Genomic DNA, 14,460 nt, shown 5'->3' on the forward strand with positions numbered 1-14,460 from the left:
CCCTCGCGGCCGCCGGTTGATCATGGTCTGGCCACGATCATCCGGCGGCCGCGGGCCCCCGGTCCGGGGGCGGCTCACCGTGGTCCAGACCTGCGTGAAACGGACCCAAGATCGGCCTCGACTCAAGGGGCGGGTGCGCTCGCGGCACCGCCATGACGACTTGGGGGCAGGCATGGATGTGATCAGCACCGCCGAAGTTCCGGCGCGTGAGCGGTTCGCGTTCTGGCGGGAGGTGAGCTCCAAGCTGTGGGTTCCCTATGACCTGCGCTGCGCGCCGGACGTGGAGAGCCACTTCCAGGCGCGGGTCGGTATCGGCGAGTTCGGGCCGGTGCAGGCGACGGTGCTCACCACGACGCCGCATATCGTGCAGCGTACGGAAAGACTCATCCGCCAAACGGATCCCGAGGTGTTCAAAGTCGGGTGCCTGATCCGGGGCGGCGGCATCATGGAACAGGACGGACGGCAGGCCGGACTGTGTGCCGGGGACCTGGTGCTGTTCGATACCTCGCGCCCCTTCCGGGGGTGGCACTCGCCTGGCGGATCCGCGAGCCGCCTGCTGCTTCTCCAGTTTCCCCGTTCGCTGCTGCCGCTGCCGGCCGGTGACGTGAGACGGCTGAGCGGGATTCCGATCCGGGGCGGCAAAGGGCTGGGGGCGCTGGCTTCGCGGTTCCTGCTGGAACTGGCCCGGCGCATGGACGAGTTCGATCCGGCCGAGGCGGCACGGCTGCCCATGCTGACACTGGACGTGCTGACCGCGGCACTGGCCAGTGGGCTGGACGCGGAGAGTTCGGTGCCACCCCACACCGCGCGCCGCGCGCTCATGGCACGGATTCACGCGTTCATCCGGGACAATCTGGGCGACCCGGACCTGAGCCCGGCGACAATCGCCGCGGCCCACCATATTTCCCCGCGCTATCTGCACAAATTGTTCCAAGCCGAAGAGCGCACCGTCGCCGGCTGGATTCGTGAACGCCGCCTGGCGGGGTGCCGCCGCGACCTGGCCGACCCCCGGCTGGCCACCCAGCCGATCAACGTCATCGCGGCCCGGTGGGGATTTTCCAGCGCCTCGCATTTCAGCCACGCCTTCCGCGGCGCTTATGGGTTTTCACCACGCCAGTTTCGCCGTTCGCCGAACGATGGTGCGCGCGGGCACAACAGCTGTGCGCTCATCGACAACGACAAACCCCGCCGCGGCGAGCATAGTCGGTCCTGACACTGACCACCTGGGGAGTTGTGAGTCATGAGAAGAGCGTTCACGATGCTGTTGGCCGGCGCCGCGGTACTGGTGGCGAGCACGGCCACGGCGGCGGCTGCCACGGAGGATGTGACGACGCCCAACGCGACCACCGCGGCGAAGAAGGGAGGCCCATGGAGTGACCCGCCTCCCGCTGCCTTTTACAGCAGGCAGCCCAACAGCGCACCGGAATGTGCCCCCGGATACACGTGCATGAAGATCAAAGCCGGTTCCCAGTCATGGTATTACGACTTCTGGTACTTCGACTACGGCTATTACAGCCTGGAAAACTGGGTCGGCCACGGATACCTCAACAACCGGCAAACCGGCGGAGCGACGCTTCGCACCTACGACGCGGCCGGCCGGCTCATCGAGTGTTACGCGAGCGATCCGAACGCGGCCGTCTCCAACCCTGACTGGACGCCGGTCTACACCATCCAGCTCTCGGCCGCCCGCTGCTGAGCACCAAGGCGTGACAGCCCGCTGTCACGCCTTGCTCAGGAAATCTCAGGAAACCACGGTGGAGACCTGGGCGCTGACCACCCCGGGCACGGCTTCCGCCAGCAGCGTGGCGACATGGCGGTCGGTCTCGTCGTCGAAGGCGTCGACGATCCGCACCTTGCCGTCGTGCACCTCGACCTTCCACCGGTCCGGCCCGCCGTAGATGGCCAGGTGGCGCCGGACCTCGGCGGCGATTTCCGAGTCCTGGCGGGCGAACGTGCGGACGATGTCGCCCCGGGTCACGACGCCGATCACCCGCGAGCCCTCCACGATGGGCATGACGCGGATCCGGTCCTCCAGCAGCGTCCGCGCCAGCAGGGCCACGTCGGTGCCGGGTGCCATTCCCGTGCACGGACTGGTCATCACGTCGGCCACCGTCTCTCCCCCGCGCCGTGCCGTGGTGTCCGCGGCGCGGAAGCGGATGTCGGGCGGGACCCGGTCGGCGATCAGGTCCGCCTCGGTGACGATGCCGATCAGCCGGTCGTCCTCGTCCACCACCGGCAGGGCGGTGAACCCGTGTGCCGACAGCAGCGCCGCCGCCTGCTTCGCCGGGGCTTCCGGCCCCACCGTCACCACCGGTGTACTCATGATGTCCTGTGCTCGCATGGTTTCTCCTCTTGGTCCGCTGCTGGCGGACAGGTCGGGGGGCTTGGGGCTTCTCATTCCTCGGCGCGGGCGACGATGACCGGGCAGAGGGCGTAGGACATCAGCGCCTGGCTGGTCGAACCGAGCAGCATTCCGGCGAGGCCGCCGCGACCGCGGCTGCCGACCACGATGAGCTGCGCGCGGTCGGCGAACGCGAGCAGTTCGTCCGAGGCCCGCCCCCGCGTCACGGCCCGCCGTACGACGACGTCCGGGTACTTCTCCTGCCACCCGGCGAGCCGCTGCGCGAGCACCTCGCACTCGCGCTGTTCCATCTCCGGGCGCTCGCGCTCCCAGCGGGCCTCGTCGAACATCTCGGCCAGGAAGGCGTCGTCCCAGGCGTGCACCGCGACCAGCGGGACCCGGCGCCACGACGCCGCGTCGAAGGCCAGCGCGACGGCCTCTTCGCTCGACGGCGACCCGTCCACCCCGACCACCACGGGACCGTCCGTCGGCGGGGCCTCTTCGGCCACGTGCGGGCGGATCAGCGCCACCGGACACCGCGCGTGCGCGGCGAGCGCGATCGAAACCGACCCGATCAGCGCCCGGCCGAGCGGCCGGATGCCGGTGGTCCCGAGGACCAGCAGCGAGGCCGAACTCGACTCCGCGCGCAACGCCTCCACGGGACGGCGCTGGCTGAGGTCCATTTCGATCTTGACGTTCTGATCGACTTCGCGAGCCACGTCGCGTGCCTCGCGGAGCAACCGGTGACCACGCAGACGGAACCGCTCGACCAGGTCCTCGTCGGTCGGAATCGGTTTCGGGTAGCGCGCGGCGAGGTCGTCGAGCGCGTGCACGAGCCGCAGCGTGCGGTTGCGTGGTGCGGCGCCGGCCGCCGCCCAGCGGACGGCGTTCAGCGCCGAGGTCGATCCGTCCACGCCCACCACGAGCGGGCCAACGGTGTTTGCGGGCATCGGCCCTCACTCCTCATCCCAGCGAGCCTTACGGTGGAAATTACGGAGGATCCGCCTTGACCGGCGACAGGCCTACGTCCCCGCTACGCGGGACCTTGGCCCTCTGCTCTCGGTTATTCCGAACGGGTGAGGTCTTTGGACCCTATCCGGGGCGGCGCCCGGCGGCGATGCTAGGCGGCCGTGACCAAGCAAGTCCGGGAACTGACAGCGGCGGAGTCGTGGCGGCGGCTCCGCGGCATTTCGCTGGGGCGCATCGTGTTCAGCATGCGAGCGCTGCCCGCCATCCGCCCGGCCAGCCATCTGGTCGACGAGGGCGACATCATCATCCGGGGCCACCCCGATTCCCCGGTCGGGAACGCCGCGGGTCAGGTGGTCGCCTACGAGGCCGACGAGTTCGACCCCGGCGCTCACCTCGGCTGGAGCGTGGTCATGACCGGCCTCGCGACCGCGATCGACGACCCGGCCGATACCGCGCGGTACGAACTCCTGCTCCGCCCGTGGGTCCGCCGCGCGATGAACTCGCTCGTCCGGATCACGCCGGAGATCGTCACCGGGTACGAGGTGGTGGCCGAGACGGAGTTCGGCGGCCCGGTGCCCGGCGACCTGAGCGACGTGTCCTGACGATGGAACCGGTCCCGACCGGTGGAGCGGCTGAAGACGGCCACCAGTCGAGCACGGGAAGACGGTGCGCGGGCAGGCGCCGGACCGTCGTCAACCGGTCAGCGCCCGCCCACTACACCGTGGACAGCGACAGTGACGCGCTGCGCCAAGGACGGTGCGACGGAGGCATCGGCCGCCGCAGGGGCGTGGTTGACGCCTACTCCGCGGGCAGCTCCGGTTCTGTCTGCTCGGGGATACCGAGGTTCATGCGTTCATGCTGGGTCCGCCACGACCGCCTGATCGACCGCAGACTGACGGCTGAGATCAGCGACCAAGGAAGCTTTTACGGCGAAAACACGAAGCCCCACCGTGGGTGAACACTCCCGAGGCGATGTCGTCGAGCAGCGCGCCGACGGTCTCCTCGGCGCACCTCCGATTCGCACCGATACCGCCGGACGGCCCTCGCTTGATCCAGCCGACGACGTACGCGCCCGGCACTCCGTCGACCCGGCCGCCGGTGTTCGGAACGGTGCCCGTGTGCTCGTCGAAGGGCAGCCCGGGAACCGGGCGCCCGCGATAACCGATCGCCCGCACAACACCCCCCGTGCTGATTTCGACCTCGCCGCCATCGCCGGTGACGCGGACTCCTCGTACCCGGTCGTCCCCGACTACTCGCGTCGGCGCCGAATTGAACCGCAGCACGATCCGACGCCGATCGGACCGGGGAGATCCGGCATAGTCGACGCGCTCTCGACGAAGGCTCCGCAACAATTTCCCTTGCTCGCTCGCGAACGCGGTATCAACCGGCCATGAATCCGCGTCGACAACGAGTTCGATGTCCTCGTGCTGAATGAGCGCACGCAGCTCCGACGGCGTGCAGGCGGCGTCTTCCGGGCCTCGCCGGGCCAGCATGACGATCTCCCGGAGACGGCTGGATCGCAAGCGGCTCAAGGCATCCGGCGAGATCGAGGTGCTCGCCAGCGCATCGGGGTCACTGAGCAGAACCCGTGCCACGTCCAGGGCGACATTGCCGTTGCCCACGACGGCCAACCGCTCACCCGAGAGATCGATGGTCTCGGCCGTGGCCTCGGGATGGCCGTTGTACCACGCCACGACGCTTGTCGCCGAGGTACTGCCCGGCAGGTCCTCACCGGGGATGCCGAGACGACGGTCGGCCGACGCGCCCACGGCATAGATCACCGCGTCGTGCTGGGCGGCGAGATCGGCTGTGGTGACATCGCGTCCCACCTGGAGCCCGAGCCGCAGGCGGACGCGGGGATGGGCGTGAAAACGCGCGAAGGTCTCCCCGATCTTCTTGGTCGCGGGATGATCGGGCGCCACGCCGTAACGGACCAGGCCGCCGGGAACCGGCAGCCGGTCGATCAAGGTGACCCGGAAATCGGTGTGCAGCAACAGATCGCGCACCGCATACATCCCGGCCGGACCGGTGCCGACCACCGCGACCTTCAGCGCCGGAAGGTCGCTGGGAATCACGCGCGAGAAGACCGGGGGACCCCACTCGTGGAAGTTCGGAGCGGGGTCACCGGATCCCCCGTCCTTTCCGTCGAAGAAGCCGGCGTTGATTTCCGGGTAAATCCGCAACGGGCCGGTCAGCTCGTCAGCCGGGAAAATCGCGTCGACGGGACAGGCGTCGGTGCAGGCACCGCAGTCGATGCACGTCGACGGATCGATGTAGAGCATGTCCGTGGTGCCGAAGTCCGGCTCGTCCGGCGTGGGATGGATGCAGTTGACCGGACAGACCGAGACGCAGGACGCGTCGGCACAACAGGTCTGCGTGATCGAGTAGGCCACTGGTTCAGACCAGATTCGCGCGTCGGTAGAACCACGTCGCTTCCCGGGTGAGCAGCCCCGCCGAGGCCAGGAACTCCATCAGCCCCGCACAACTCGATCGCAGCATCGACTTGTGGTGCTCGTTCGCCTTCGCCTCCCGTACCGCCCGCCGCACGTCCAGGCCCGCGTTGGCGTACACGCTCGGGGACACCATGCTGTCGATGATGAAATACGCCGCGATCGAGGTCCCCAGTGCGGAGATCCGCCGGCGTAACCGGCCGCTGGCCGCCAATCGCCGCTTGGTCTCCGCTCGCGCGAACTTCATGTGCCGGGACTCCTCGACGACGTGAATGTTGTTGATGGTGCGGACGAAGGGCGCCACCCGCTCATCGCGCATCCAGTCCCGTTGCATCACGTCCAGGACTTCCTCGGCCACGAGGATGGCGGCATAAGCGGATTCGCCGTAGGCGATGGTCTTGAACAACCGGCCCAGTTCGAGCACCAGCCGGCGAGGGCGATAGGCCGGTGCGCGGAGTTTGGCCGCCCCACGGGCGAACATGATGGAATGGCGGCATTCGTCGGCGATTTCGGTCAGCGCCCACTGGAACGCGGGGTCGGTCTGGTCCTTGCCGTAGAAGTCCCGCAACATCAACTGTTGCAGGATCATCTCGAACCAGATCCCGGTGCTGGCCACCGATGCGGCTTCCTGCCGCGTCAGTTCCCGCTGCTGTTCCGGGGTCATCTCCGCCCAGTAGGGCGTGCCGTAGAGGGTGCTCCACTCCGGGCTTGCCCCGTGATGGTCCGTGTCGAGCGGGGTGTCCCAGTCGACCTCCTGGACCGGGTCGTAGGACAAGGTTTCCGCCGAGTCCAGCAGCCGCCGGGTGATCGTGCCACGGCCGCCCGGCCCGGATTCCGTTCCGCCTGGCGCGTTCGTCTGGTCCACGACATCCTCCAGAGCCCAGTCCTGTTACCACAAGTAACTGTAAATGAGAGTAACAGATAAACCGTCAGCCGGCCACCGGGGACTGGTCCACGGCCGGAGCCGGTGCGCGGGGAACGGCGATGGTGGTGGCTTCGGCACGTCCGCGCAGGGTCACTGTGCGGGATTCCTTCCACAGAGCCGCTTCCTGTGCCCCGGCCAGCCGGAGCGCGGACAGGGACGCGACCACATGGTGCGGTTCGGTCTTGGCCAATTCGGTCAGGCGCGCGGCCTCGTTGACCGGATCGCCGATCACCGTGTACTCGAATCGCCGGCGCTCCCCCACGTTGCCGGCGACCACCCGCCCGCCGGCCACTCCCACACCCGCGACGGCATCGGGGATCTCACCGGGCAGCCGCCGCGCGATCGCCCGTGCGGCGGCCAGCGCCCGGGTCGCATGGTCGGGCAGGGGCACGGGAGCACCGAAGACAGCCAGGACGGCGTCACCGACGAACTTGTTCACCAGGCCGCCGCGGGTGTCGATCTCGTCCACGATCAACGCGAAGAACCGGTTGAGCAGACTCACCACTTCGGTCGGCGGCCGGGTCGCGGCCAACGCGGTCGACCCGACGAGATCGACGAACAGCACCGACACCTCGCATACCGTGCCGCCGAGCGTGACCTCGCCCAGTCCGGTGTCCAGCGCCGCGGCGGCGACCTCCTGCCCGACGTGCCGGCCGAACAGGTCGCGGATCCGTTCCCGTTCCCGCAGACCGCGGGCCATGCGGTTGAAACCGGCCTGCAACAGGCCCAGTTCGGTGGCGTCGTACACCGGGACTTCCACGTCCCATTCGCCTTGACGCACCTGGGCCATGGCGTCGCGCACCGAACCGAGCGGCGGCACGATCGCCCGCACCGTGAAAACGGTGACCAGCGAACCGAAAACCAGCACCACGCCACCGAGCACGACCACCGTGACCGCCAACCGGTCCGCCGTCACCCCGCCCCGCGACAACACCAGCAGCGCGAAACCGATCAGCCCAGCGGTCGGAACCCCGGTGCCCAGGCACCAGAACACCAGCATCCGCGTCCCGACCCCGCCCGGCCGGCGGTCCGGCAGGTCGTCGGCCAGCGCACGCGCCGCCACCGGCCGCAGCACGAACTGGCCCAGCAGATAGGCGTTCGCGCACACCACCACACCGGTCAACCCGATCGTGGCGGGCACCGTGACCAGCAGGGACGGCTGCACCACGCCCAGAAGGACCGCGGCCACCAGTACCCCGCCGGCCCACAGCACCGCCTGCACGACCGTCAGCTCGCGCGGAACACGCAACGCTTCGGCGCGCTCCGCCGCGCTCGGCACCCGCTCGGCCAAGGCCCAGCGCAGGGCCCGTAATGCCCGCCGTGTGCCCCACCATCCACCCAGCACGAGCCCGAACACCACATAGGCCGGACCGGCGACGGTGACCGCGGTCAGCGTGAGCGCCGCCGGGCGAGGGCCGGGAATGACGAGCACCAGCAAGGCGAACACGACGGCCGCGCCGACCACGTTGGTCACCATCAGCAGGACGGTGAGCAACACCTGGACTCGTATCCGCAGGATCGGCGTGGGCTGGTCGGCCGACCCCAGCAGCCGTGACCCGAACGGATTGGCGGAGCGGTCACTCATGCCCGGGGTCGCGGTGCGCCAGGTCCTCGCCCAGGCGCACCATGCGGTCCCCCAATGCGGTGCTCCACCGTCCTATCGTTCCGGCGACCTCCCCGGCGACGCGATCGGCGGCGGCCGTCAACTGCTCGGTGGCGGTCACCGTCTCGTCGGCAAGGGCCTGGCCGACCCCATCGACCCGATCGGCGCCACGACCCGCCAGCTGTGCGACTCGGTCCATGGCTTCGGCGCGAGCACGATCGAAGAGCTCACCGGTCTGGGTTCGAAGGACCTCGATCGGCCCGGCCAGCAGCGACGGAAGGGGCATGCCCCACTCCTTCCTAGGTGCGACTACAAGTAACTGCTACTTTCGGTAACAGTCTAGGAGACGTCAGCGTGACGGGCAACGCCCTACCCGGTCGCGCAGGCCGGGACGCACTCAGCTGGCGAATACCGTGTCGAGCCAGTCGAAGGTGCGCTGGTGGAACAGGAACATCGCCCCCTCGTGGCAGTGCTCGCCCCCACCTTCGTCTTCACGGAACAAGATCAGCTCCTTCTCGCAGGTCAGCTCGTCGAACACGCGCTGCGGTTGTCCGGCGAAGAACTGGTCGTTCTCGGCGTCGAGCACAAGCGTCGGGCAGGTGATGCGGTCGGCGATACCCGCCATGGTGTAGGCCTCGCCGGCCTTGACCAACTCGTCGAGGCCGGACACGCCGAAGGTCCACCGGCCATTGCGAACCACCCAGCGCGCCTGCGTGTTCTGCGCCATCAGCGCTTCCGGACCACCGGGCGTCGAAGCGGCGCGATCGGCGATCGCGGCCAAGACTTCGTGGAGGTCGTACACGCCGTCGAACAGCACGCACGCGGCGACGCGGTGTTCGAAGGCGGCCGCCCTCGCGGCCAGGTAGCCGCCAAGACTCATGCCCATCAGCGCGAGCCGTCCGCCGTCCACCTCGGGCAGGCCGAGCGCGAAGTCGACCGCCGGAGTGACCACGGCCTCCCAGTCCGGCCGGAAGTGCAGGCCCTGCTCGCGGACGGTGCCGCCCTGGCCGGGGCCGTCGAAGGTGATCACGTTGTAGCCGCGCCGCAGCGCGCCCGCGGCCACCGCCAGGTAGTCCTCCTCCAGCGTGGAGTCGTACCCGCCGTGGAAAAGGACGGTCGGGCGCGGAGCGCCCGAATCGTCGACGAGGAACAGGTAGCCAGGCAGCGTGGTGTCCTCGTACGGGATACGCAACGCGCGGGCCGGCGTGTCGAGTAAGGCGGCCGCGTCGGCGAACGTTTGCTGGGACGCCTTGGCGAGCCGCGCAGACTCGGCATCGGCGGCGGGATTCTCGCGACGGTAGAAGTCGGCGGTCCGGTAGTAGTTGGACGCGCGCAGAAGCGCCTCCCGAGCGCTGACCCGGTGACCGGCTGCCAGCGCCTCCCGGCCCGCACGCTCGACGCGTGCGGCGGTCGCCGCCCACTGAGCCGACCATGCATCCTCGTCCCCTTCCGGGATCTGCCGGCAGGTGACCAGGACTTCGCCGAGGTCTGCGCCGCCGTAGGCGATGTAGCCCGCGGAGCGCAGCGCCTCGAAGGAGAAGGACTCGTCGTCGAAGAGGAACTTCATCGTGGGACTCCCTCCAACCTTTATGGAACGGAACGGTTCCGTTCCATGTCGACGATAGCACGGGGAACGAGACCGTTCCGTTCGCTAAGCTCGGCCGCGTGGCGACGAAGCAAGAGGAGGGCCGGCCCGTGACCGGCGGGGCAGCCCTGCGGCGGCAAGTGACCGAGGCGATCACCGAGGCGGCCTTCACCGAACTCGCCGAGGCCGGGTACGCGCGGATATCGATGGAGGCGGTCGCCCGGCGCGCCGGTGTCGGCAAGGCCGCGCTTTACCGGCGCTGGCCCTCGAAGCAGGCGATGCTCACCGAGTTGATCCGTGACAAGGTCACCGGCACGCTTCCGCCCACGCCGGCCACCGGCGCCCTCCGCACCGATCTGCGCGAACTGTTCGCCCTCTTCCGTGGCCAGCTGGCCCACCCGCTCCTGACCCGGATCGGGGCCGGACTGCTCGCCGAGGCCGGCCGCGACGACGCTCTGGCGGAGATCCTCGACACCGGGGTCGCCGCACCGCGGCGGGCGGCGGCACGCGCGATACTGCAGGGCGCGATCGACCGTGGCGAACTCCAGCCTGGGCTGGATCTCGAACTCGGTGTCGATCTGCTGATCGCACCGCTCGCCTTCCGCATGCTGGTCACCCATGGGCGCAGCGACGACGAGTATCTGGAAACGCTGGCCACCGCGATCGAGGCGGCGCTGAAGGCCGTCGTCCGCTGACCGGCCAGGTCACCTAGTCACCGGCCAGCTCCGCACGGCGGCGTTGGAGGAACGTCCGTTCGGACTCGTTTCCGGCGAGGGAGATGGCGGTTTCGTAGGCCGCCGCGGCTTCGGCGTCCCGGCCCAGACGCCGGAGGAAATCCGCACGAACGACGTGAAACGTGTGGTAGCCACCAAGGTCATCGAGATCGTCCACTACGGAAAGCGCCTTCTCGGCGCCCTCCACCTCAGCCACAGCGACGGCCCGGTTCAGGGCCACCACCGGCGTCGGACTGATCGCGAAGAGCTGGTCGTACAGACACACGATCTGACGCCAGTCCGTGGCCGCCGCACTGGGCGCGTCGGAATGGACGGCGTTGATCGCCGCCTGGATCTGGTACGGACCCGGCTGGTCACGCCGCAGGCACCGCCGCACCAGGGCCTGGCCCTCCGCAATCAGGTCACGGTCCCAAAGATCGCGATCCTGCTCGGCCAGCGGCACGAGGTCCCCGTGCGGGGTGACACGGGCGCGGTGGCGGGAATGGGTCAGCAGCATCAAAGCCAGAAGCCCCAGCACCTCCGGCTCGTCCGGCATCAGTTCGGCGAGGAGCCTGCCGAGCCGGATCGCTTCCCCGCACAGGTCTTCCCGCACCAACGTCGTCCCCGAACCGGGCAGATAACCTTCGTTGAAGATGAGGTAGACCACCGCGAGCACGGCGCGGAGCCGGTCGGGCAGGTCGGCTTCCGCGGGGACCCGGTAAGGAATCCGCGCGTCGCGGATCTTGGCCTTGGCACGGACGATGCGCTGGGCCATGGTCGATTCCGGGACCAGGAAGGCGCGAGCGATTTCCGCCGTGCCGAGGCCGCCCAGCAGGCGCAGCGTCAGCGCGACCCGTGCGGCCGGAGCGAGCGCGGGGTGGCAGCAGGTGAAGATCAGGCGTAACCGGTCGTCGCGCACGGGCCCTTCTTCCGCCGGTTCGTCGTAGGCATTCAGCGCCGCCGACTCGGTCTGCCGGTCCGCCCGGATGCTCTCCCGGCGCAGCCGGTCGATCATCCGGTTGCGGGCGGTGGTGATGATCCACCCCGCCGGACTCGGCGGGAGATCGGTCCACCGCCGCAAAGCCGTGGTGAAGGCGTCCTGGACCGCTTCCTCGGCGAGGTCGATATCGCCGCAGGAGCGGGCCAGGACAGCCACCGCTCGCCCGTACTCCTCCCGGAACACGCGCTCGATTTCCGCGGCCGGAACCGCCACGGATCAGACTTCTCCCTGGAACGGCCGGACCTCGACCGGGAGCAGGCGCACCGCCAGCGCCATCTTGCGGCCCCATTCGAGCGCGGCGTCGAGGTCCGGCGCTCGGACGATCGTGAAGCCGCCCAGATGCTCCTTGCCCTCGAGGTAAGGCCCGTCGGTCATCAGCACCTCGGCGTCCTTGGCCCGCAACACTGTGGCGCTGCCCGCCGAGTGGAGGCCGCCGGAAAACACCCAGGCCCCGGCGGCCTTCATCTCGGTCCGCAGGTTTTCGAGGTCTCGCATGATGGGCTCGAGGACCTCCGGCCGGGGCGGTTCGCCGTCGGGCTGGTACATGCTCAACAGGTACTGCTTCATGGGGTGTTCCTCCTCGGTGTCGACCGGTTTCTCACCCTCCACACGAACAGCATGCGCCCGGATCGACACCCGGCCCGGAAAATCTTCTCGTCAACCGCGACCGAACCTCGCCGCGATGTCGTCGATCTCGGCGATGCCGACCTCTTGGGCGAACTCGGCCAGACCCGGCCGGTTTTCCGGGACGGGTGTGCCGTCGCGCCGAAGGTCGTCGAGCGCGCGGCGCATTCCCTCGGTCGCCGCGAGCAGCGTGGACACCGGGAAGATCACCACGCGGAAGCCCAGTTCGGTGATCCGGTCCAGGCTCAACGGCGGAGTCCGGCCGCCTTCGGCCCAGTTGAACAACAAGGGGACGTCACCGAGCGCGGTTGCCACCGTCTCGATCTCCGACTCGGACCGCAGCGCCTCCACGAACAGCACATCGGCGCCCGCCTCGTGGTAACCGCGCGCCCGCTCGATGGCCGCGTCCAGCCCTTCCACGGCACGCGCGTCGGTGCGGGCGATCAGGAGGAAATCCGGGTCACGCCGGGCCGCGACGGCCGCGCCGACCTTGTCCATCATGGACTCGGCCTCGATGACCTCCTTTCCCTCGAAGTGCCCGCACCGCTTCGGCGAGACCTGGTCTTCCAGGTGCAGCCCGGCCACCCCGGCCGCTTCGTACTCCTGCACGGTCCGGATGACGTTGAGCGCGTTTCCGTAACCGGTGTCCGCGTCCGCGATCACCGGCACGGCCACCGCCGACACCATCCGCCGCGCCGCGTCCACCATTTCCGTCATCGTGAGCAGCCCGACGTCGGGACGGCCGAGCAGCGAAGCGGTGGTGCCGAAACCGGTCAGGTAGACCGCGGGAAACCCGGCCGCTTCGACCATCCGCGCGCTGAGCGCGTCGTAAGCGCCCGGCGCCACCACCGGGCCAGGCCCGGCCAGCAATTCACGCAAACGCGCCGGGCCGGAGGGGCGCGGCGCGAGCAGATCCGCCACGCGGACTCCTCACTCCTCTTCGGACAACCTGTGGTCCACTTTCCCTTATCACTTGCCCCGAAACCCCGCGCGTGCGGTCGAGGCCCGACCCCGGCACGAGTGGCCCTCCCGATCGGGCGATCTTCCTCCGGACCGTCTTCACACCGTCACTCTCGATGCCGATGTCGCTGCAGTCCGGTCGTCTCGGCGGCACCGATGTCGAGCGTCCACTGCCGGTGCGGACTCTCCTGCCGCCCGGCACGACGGTGACCGCGCTGGCGGGCGGCAACCGCTTCAGCGTCGCGCTGGACTCAGCCGGGCAGGTGTGGTCGAGGGGGGACAACGCCCAGGGCCAACTCGGCATCGGTGTCACCGGCGCGCCGGTGTTTCCGGGGGGAATAGGGCGGACCACCAATCCGGAGGATTTCACGTCGTTACTCAATGACGTCTCCCGAGCGAATCTTCGACGTCCTGCCGGACGACACGCGGTTCTACCCGGGGCACGGCGACGATTCCACGCTGGGCGCGGAGCGGCCGAAGCTCAGGGAATGGCGCGAACGCGGCTGGTGATCCCAACGGCAATCGGTCGGCAAATCGCGATTTCTGGGCCTCGGTCAACTTTCATGCGACACCATGGGGCGATTGACGGGTACGAACGTCAGCAAAGCGTCGAGACCGGTGAAGTCCTTCGGGTTCGTTGTGAACAACGGCAAACCCTCGGCGATGGCGATTGAAGCGATCATCAAGTCGGCAATACGACGCCGAGGCTTCCGGCCGGCACCGATGACAGCGGCCGTCACACGGCCGTAAATACGAGCGGCTTCGGCATCGAAGGGGATCGGATCGAACTCGTTCTCCACACGTTGCAGGATCTCAAGTCGCCTGGCACGTTCCGCGTGTTCGTCGTACACGGTCTGTTCCTGTCCACCCCGAACCTCGTGCAGACCGGCGGACAACTCGGCGAGAGTAATCGCACTGATCGCCATCTCATCGGGCAGCTCCGCCGGATCCACCCATTGACGAAGAATCACGACGTTAGTGTCAAGCAAGCCCTGTACGTAGCGCTCACCGGTCATACTGGCTGATCGCCTCGTGATCGACCGCGGCGTCCTGATCGGCACGGAAGGCCTCGAGATCGACACTGGGCGTGTTGCGCGACATGGCCGCAAACTGCTGCCGAGAGACGAACCGGGGTCGCCGGCGCAGCGGGATCAACTCTCCGATCCCGTGACCGTCTCGCGTGACCGTGAAAGACTGCCCATGCTCGACAGCATCCATGATCTCCCGGGACCGGCTGCGCAAGTCACGCTGAGTAATCTCAGGCTGGAGGCTCATAGCGTGATGCTACCA

General features: G+C 68.8%; 16 protein-coding genes and 2 pseudogenes. 6 read left to right on the forward strand and 12 right to left on the reverse strand.

The window, feature by feature from the left end:
* Positions 1-172 precede the first annotated feature (172 nt).
* Together ACFSXZ_RS26585 and ACFSXZ_RS26590 are read left to right on the forward strand one after the other, a co-directional pair.
* Complete coding sequence (locus ACFSXZ_RS26585) at positions 173-1,213, forward strand: AraC-like ligand-binding domain-containing protein (protein WP_378267927.1); 1,041 nt, start codon at positions 173-175, stop codon at positions 1,211-1,213.
* Between the two features lie 27 nt (positions 1,214-1,240).
* The gene (locus ACFSXZ_RS26590; protein ID WP_378267928.1) at positions 1,241-1,696 is read left to right on the forward strand and encodes a hypothetical protein; all 456 of its coding nucleotides are present in this window, start codon (positions 1,241-1,243) and stop codon (positions 1,694-1,696) included.
* A 45-nt stretch (positions 1,697-1,741) separates the two neighbouring features.
* Here the strand turns inward: ACFSXZ_RS26590 and ACFSXZ_RS26595 are convergent, their stop codons facing one another.
* Both ACFSXZ_RS26595 and ACFSXZ_RS26600 read right to left on the reverse strand, forming a co-directional pair.
* Positions 1,742-2,341, reverse strand: a complete 600-nt coding sequence (locus ACFSXZ_RS26595; protein WP_378267929.1) for a CBS domain-containing protein — start codon at positions 2,339-2,341, stop codon at positions 1,742-1,744.
* Positions 2,342-2,394: 53 nt separating this feature from the next.
* A complete protein-coding gene (locus ACFSXZ_RS26600) occupies positions 2,395-3,291 on the reverse strand; it encodes a universal stress protein (RefSeq protein WP_378267930.1) in 897 nt (298 codons plus the stop codon).
* Between the two features lie 180 nt (positions 3,292-3,471).
* On the opposite strand from ACFSXZ_RS26600, the gene ACFSXZ_RS26605 reads away from it, so the two are divergent.
* Positions 3,472-3,912, forward strand: a complete 441-nt coding sequence (locus tag ACFSXZ_RS26605) for a pyridoxamine 5'-phosphate oxidase family protein (protein WP_378267931.1) — start codon at positions 3,472-3,474, stop codon at positions 3,910-3,912.
* 303 nt (positions 3,913-4,215) lie between these two features.
* On the opposite strand, the gene ACFSXZ_RS26610 is transcribed toward ACFSXZ_RS26605, so the two are convergent.
* From ACFSXZ_RS26610 to ACFSXZ_RS26630, 5 genes are all read right to left on the reverse strand, one after another.
* Positions 4,216-5,703, reverse strand: coding sequence for an FAD-dependent oxidoreductase (locus ACFSXZ_RS26610; RefSeq protein WP_378267932.1), 1,488 nt, complete (start codon positions 5,701-5,703; stop codon positions 4,216-4,218).
* A gap of 4 nt (positions 5,704-5,707) precedes the next feature.
* A complete protein-coding gene (locus ACFSXZ_RS26615; RefSeq protein ID WP_378268079.1) occupies positions 5,708-6,568 on the reverse strand; it encodes an AurF N-oxygenase family protein in 861 nt (286 codons plus the stop codon).
* 121 nt (positions 6,569-6,689) lie between these two features.
* Positions 6,690-8,270: an adenylate/guanylate cyclase domain-containing protein gene (locus ACFSXZ_RS26620; RefSeq protein WP_378267933.1), complete on the reverse strand. Its 1,581-nt coding sequence runs from the start codon at positions 8,268-8,270 to the stop codon at positions 6,690-6,692.
* Complete coding sequence (locus ACFSXZ_RS26625) at positions 8,263-8,574, reverse strand: hypothetical protein (RefSeq protein WP_378267934.1); 312 nt, start codon at positions 8,572-8,574, stop codon at positions 8,263-8,265. Before ACFSXZ_RS26625 ends, ACFSXZ_RS26620 begins: the two co-directional genes overlap by 8 nt.
* Positions 8,575-8,685: 111 nt before the next feature.
* Complete coding sequence (locus ACFSXZ_RS26630; RefSeq protein WP_378267935.1) at positions 8,686-9,855, reverse strand: alpha/beta hydrolase family protein; 1,170 nt, start codon at positions 9,853-9,855, stop codon at positions 8,686-8,688.
* A gap of 98 nt (positions 9,856-9,953) precedes the next feature.
* On the opposite strand from ACFSXZ_RS26630, the gene ACFSXZ_RS26635 reads away from it, so the two are divergent.
* Positions 9,954-10,568, forward strand: a complete 615-nt coding sequence (locus tag ACFSXZ_RS26635) for a TetR/AcrR family transcriptional regulator (protein ID WP_378267936.1) — start codon at positions 9,954-9,956, stop codon at positions 10,566-10,568.
* Positions 10,569-10,581: 13 nt separating this feature from the next.
* Here the strand turns inward: ACFSXZ_RS26635 and ACFSXZ_RS26640 are convergent, their stop codons facing one another.
* From ACFSXZ_RS26640 to ACFSXZ_RS26650, 3 genes are all read right to left on the reverse strand, one after another.
* Complete coding sequence (locus ACFSXZ_RS26640; RefSeq protein ID WP_378267937.1) at positions 10,582-11,799, reverse strand: RNA polymerase sigma factor; 1,218 nt, start codon at positions 11,797-11,799, stop codon at positions 10,582-10,584.
* 3 nt (positions 11,800-11,802) lie between these two features.
* Positions 11,803-12,153, reverse strand: a complete 351-nt coding sequence (locus ACFSXZ_RS26645; protein ID WP_378268080.1) for a YciI family protein — start codon at positions 12,151-12,153, stop codon at positions 11,803-11,805.
* 90 nt (positions 12,154-12,243) lie between these two features.
* Positions 12,244-13,131 carry an isocitrate lyase/PEP mutase family protein gene (locus ACFSXZ_RS26650; RefSeq protein ID WP_378267938.1) on the reverse strand — a complete coding sequence of 296 codons (888 nt, stop codon included), beginning with the start codon at positions 13,129-13,131 and terminating at the stop codon, positions 12,244-12,246.
* Between the two features lie 161 nt (positions 13,132-13,292).
* On the opposite strand from ACFSXZ_RS26650, the pseudogene ACFSXZ_RS26655 reads away from it, so the two are divergent.
* Both ACFSXZ_RS26655 and ACFSXZ_RS26660 read left to right on the forward strand, forming a co-directional pair.
* Positions 13,293-13,454 (forward strand): annotated as a pseudogene (locus ACFSXZ_RS26655) (hypothetical protein); the annotation flags it as partial.
* A gap of 27 nt (positions 13,455-13,481) precedes the next feature.
* Positions 13,482-13,680 (forward strand): annotated as a pseudogene (locus ACFSXZ_RS26660) (MBL fold metallo-hydrolase); the annotation flags it as partial.
* Between the two features lie 44 nt (positions 13,681-13,724).
* Here ACFSXZ_RS26660 and ACFSXZ_RS26665 read toward each other — a convergent pair.
* Both ACFSXZ_RS26665 and ACFSXZ_RS26670 read right to left on the reverse strand, forming a co-directional pair.
* Positions 13,725-14,186, reverse strand: coding sequence for a type II toxin-antitoxin system VapC family toxin (locus ACFSXZ_RS26665; RefSeq protein WP_378267939.1), 462 nt, complete (start codon positions 14,184-14,186; stop codon positions 13,725-13,727).
* Positions 14,176-14,445, reverse strand: a complete 270-nt coding sequence (locus tag ACFSXZ_RS26670) for a type II toxin-antitoxin system Phd/YefM family antitoxin (RefSeq protein ID WP_378267940.1) — start codon at positions 14,443-14,445, stop codon at positions 14,176-14,178. Before ACFSXZ_RS26670 ends, ACFSXZ_RS26665 begins: the two co-directional genes overlap by 11 nt.
* Positions 14,446-14,460: the final 15 nt, after the last annotated feature.

The organism is Amycolatopsis pigmentata, assembly GCF_042684065.1.
In the GTDB taxonomy this organism is placed as follows: domain Bacteria; phylum Actinomycetota; class Actinomycetes; order Mycobacteriales; family Pseudonocardiaceae; genus Amycolatopsis_E; species Amycolatopsis_E pigmentata.

Coding starts and splice junctions, on each gene's coding strand:
- ACFSXZ_RS26625 (WP_378267934.1), bottom strand. CDS start 8,574: ATGCCCCTTCCGTCGCTGCTGGCCGGGCCGATCGAGGTCCTTCGAACC.
- ACFSXZ_RS26590 (WP_378267928.1), top strand. CDS start 1,241: ATGAGAAGAGCGTTCACGATGCTGTTGGCCGGCGCCGCGGTACTGGTG.
- ACFSXZ_RS26665 (WP_378267939.1), bottom strand. CDS start 14,186: ATGACCGGTGAGCGCTACGTACAGGGCTTGCTTGACACTAACGTCGTG.
- ACFSXZ_RS26595 (WP_378267929.1), bottom strand. CDS start 2,341: ATGCGAGCACAGGACATCATGAGTACACCGGTGGTGACGGTGGGGCCG.
- ACFSXZ_RS26620 (WP_378267933.1), bottom strand. CDS start 8,270: ATGAGTGACCGCTCCGCCAATCCGTTCGGGTCACGGCTGCTGGGGTCG.
- ACFSXZ_RS26645 (WP_378268080.1), bottom strand. CDS start 12,153: ATGAAGCAGTACCTGTTGAGCATGTACCAGCCCGACGGCGAACCGCCC.
- ACFSXZ_RS26600 (WP_378267930.1), bottom strand. CDS start 3,291: ATGCCCGCAAACACCGTTGGCCCGCTCGTGGTGGGCGTGGACGGATCG.
- ACFSXZ_RS26670 (WP_378267940.1), bottom strand. CDS start 14,445: ATGAGCCTCCAGCCTGAGATTACTCAGCGTGACTTGCGCAGCCGGTCC.
- ACFSXZ_RS26585 (WP_378267927.1), top strand. CDS start 173: ATGGATGTGATCAGCACCGCCGAAGTTCCGGCGCGTGAGCGGTTCGCG.
- ACFSXZ_RS26630 (WP_378267935.1), bottom strand. CDS start 9,855: ATGAAGTTCCTCTTCGACGACGAGTCCTTCTCCTTCGAGGCGCTGCGC.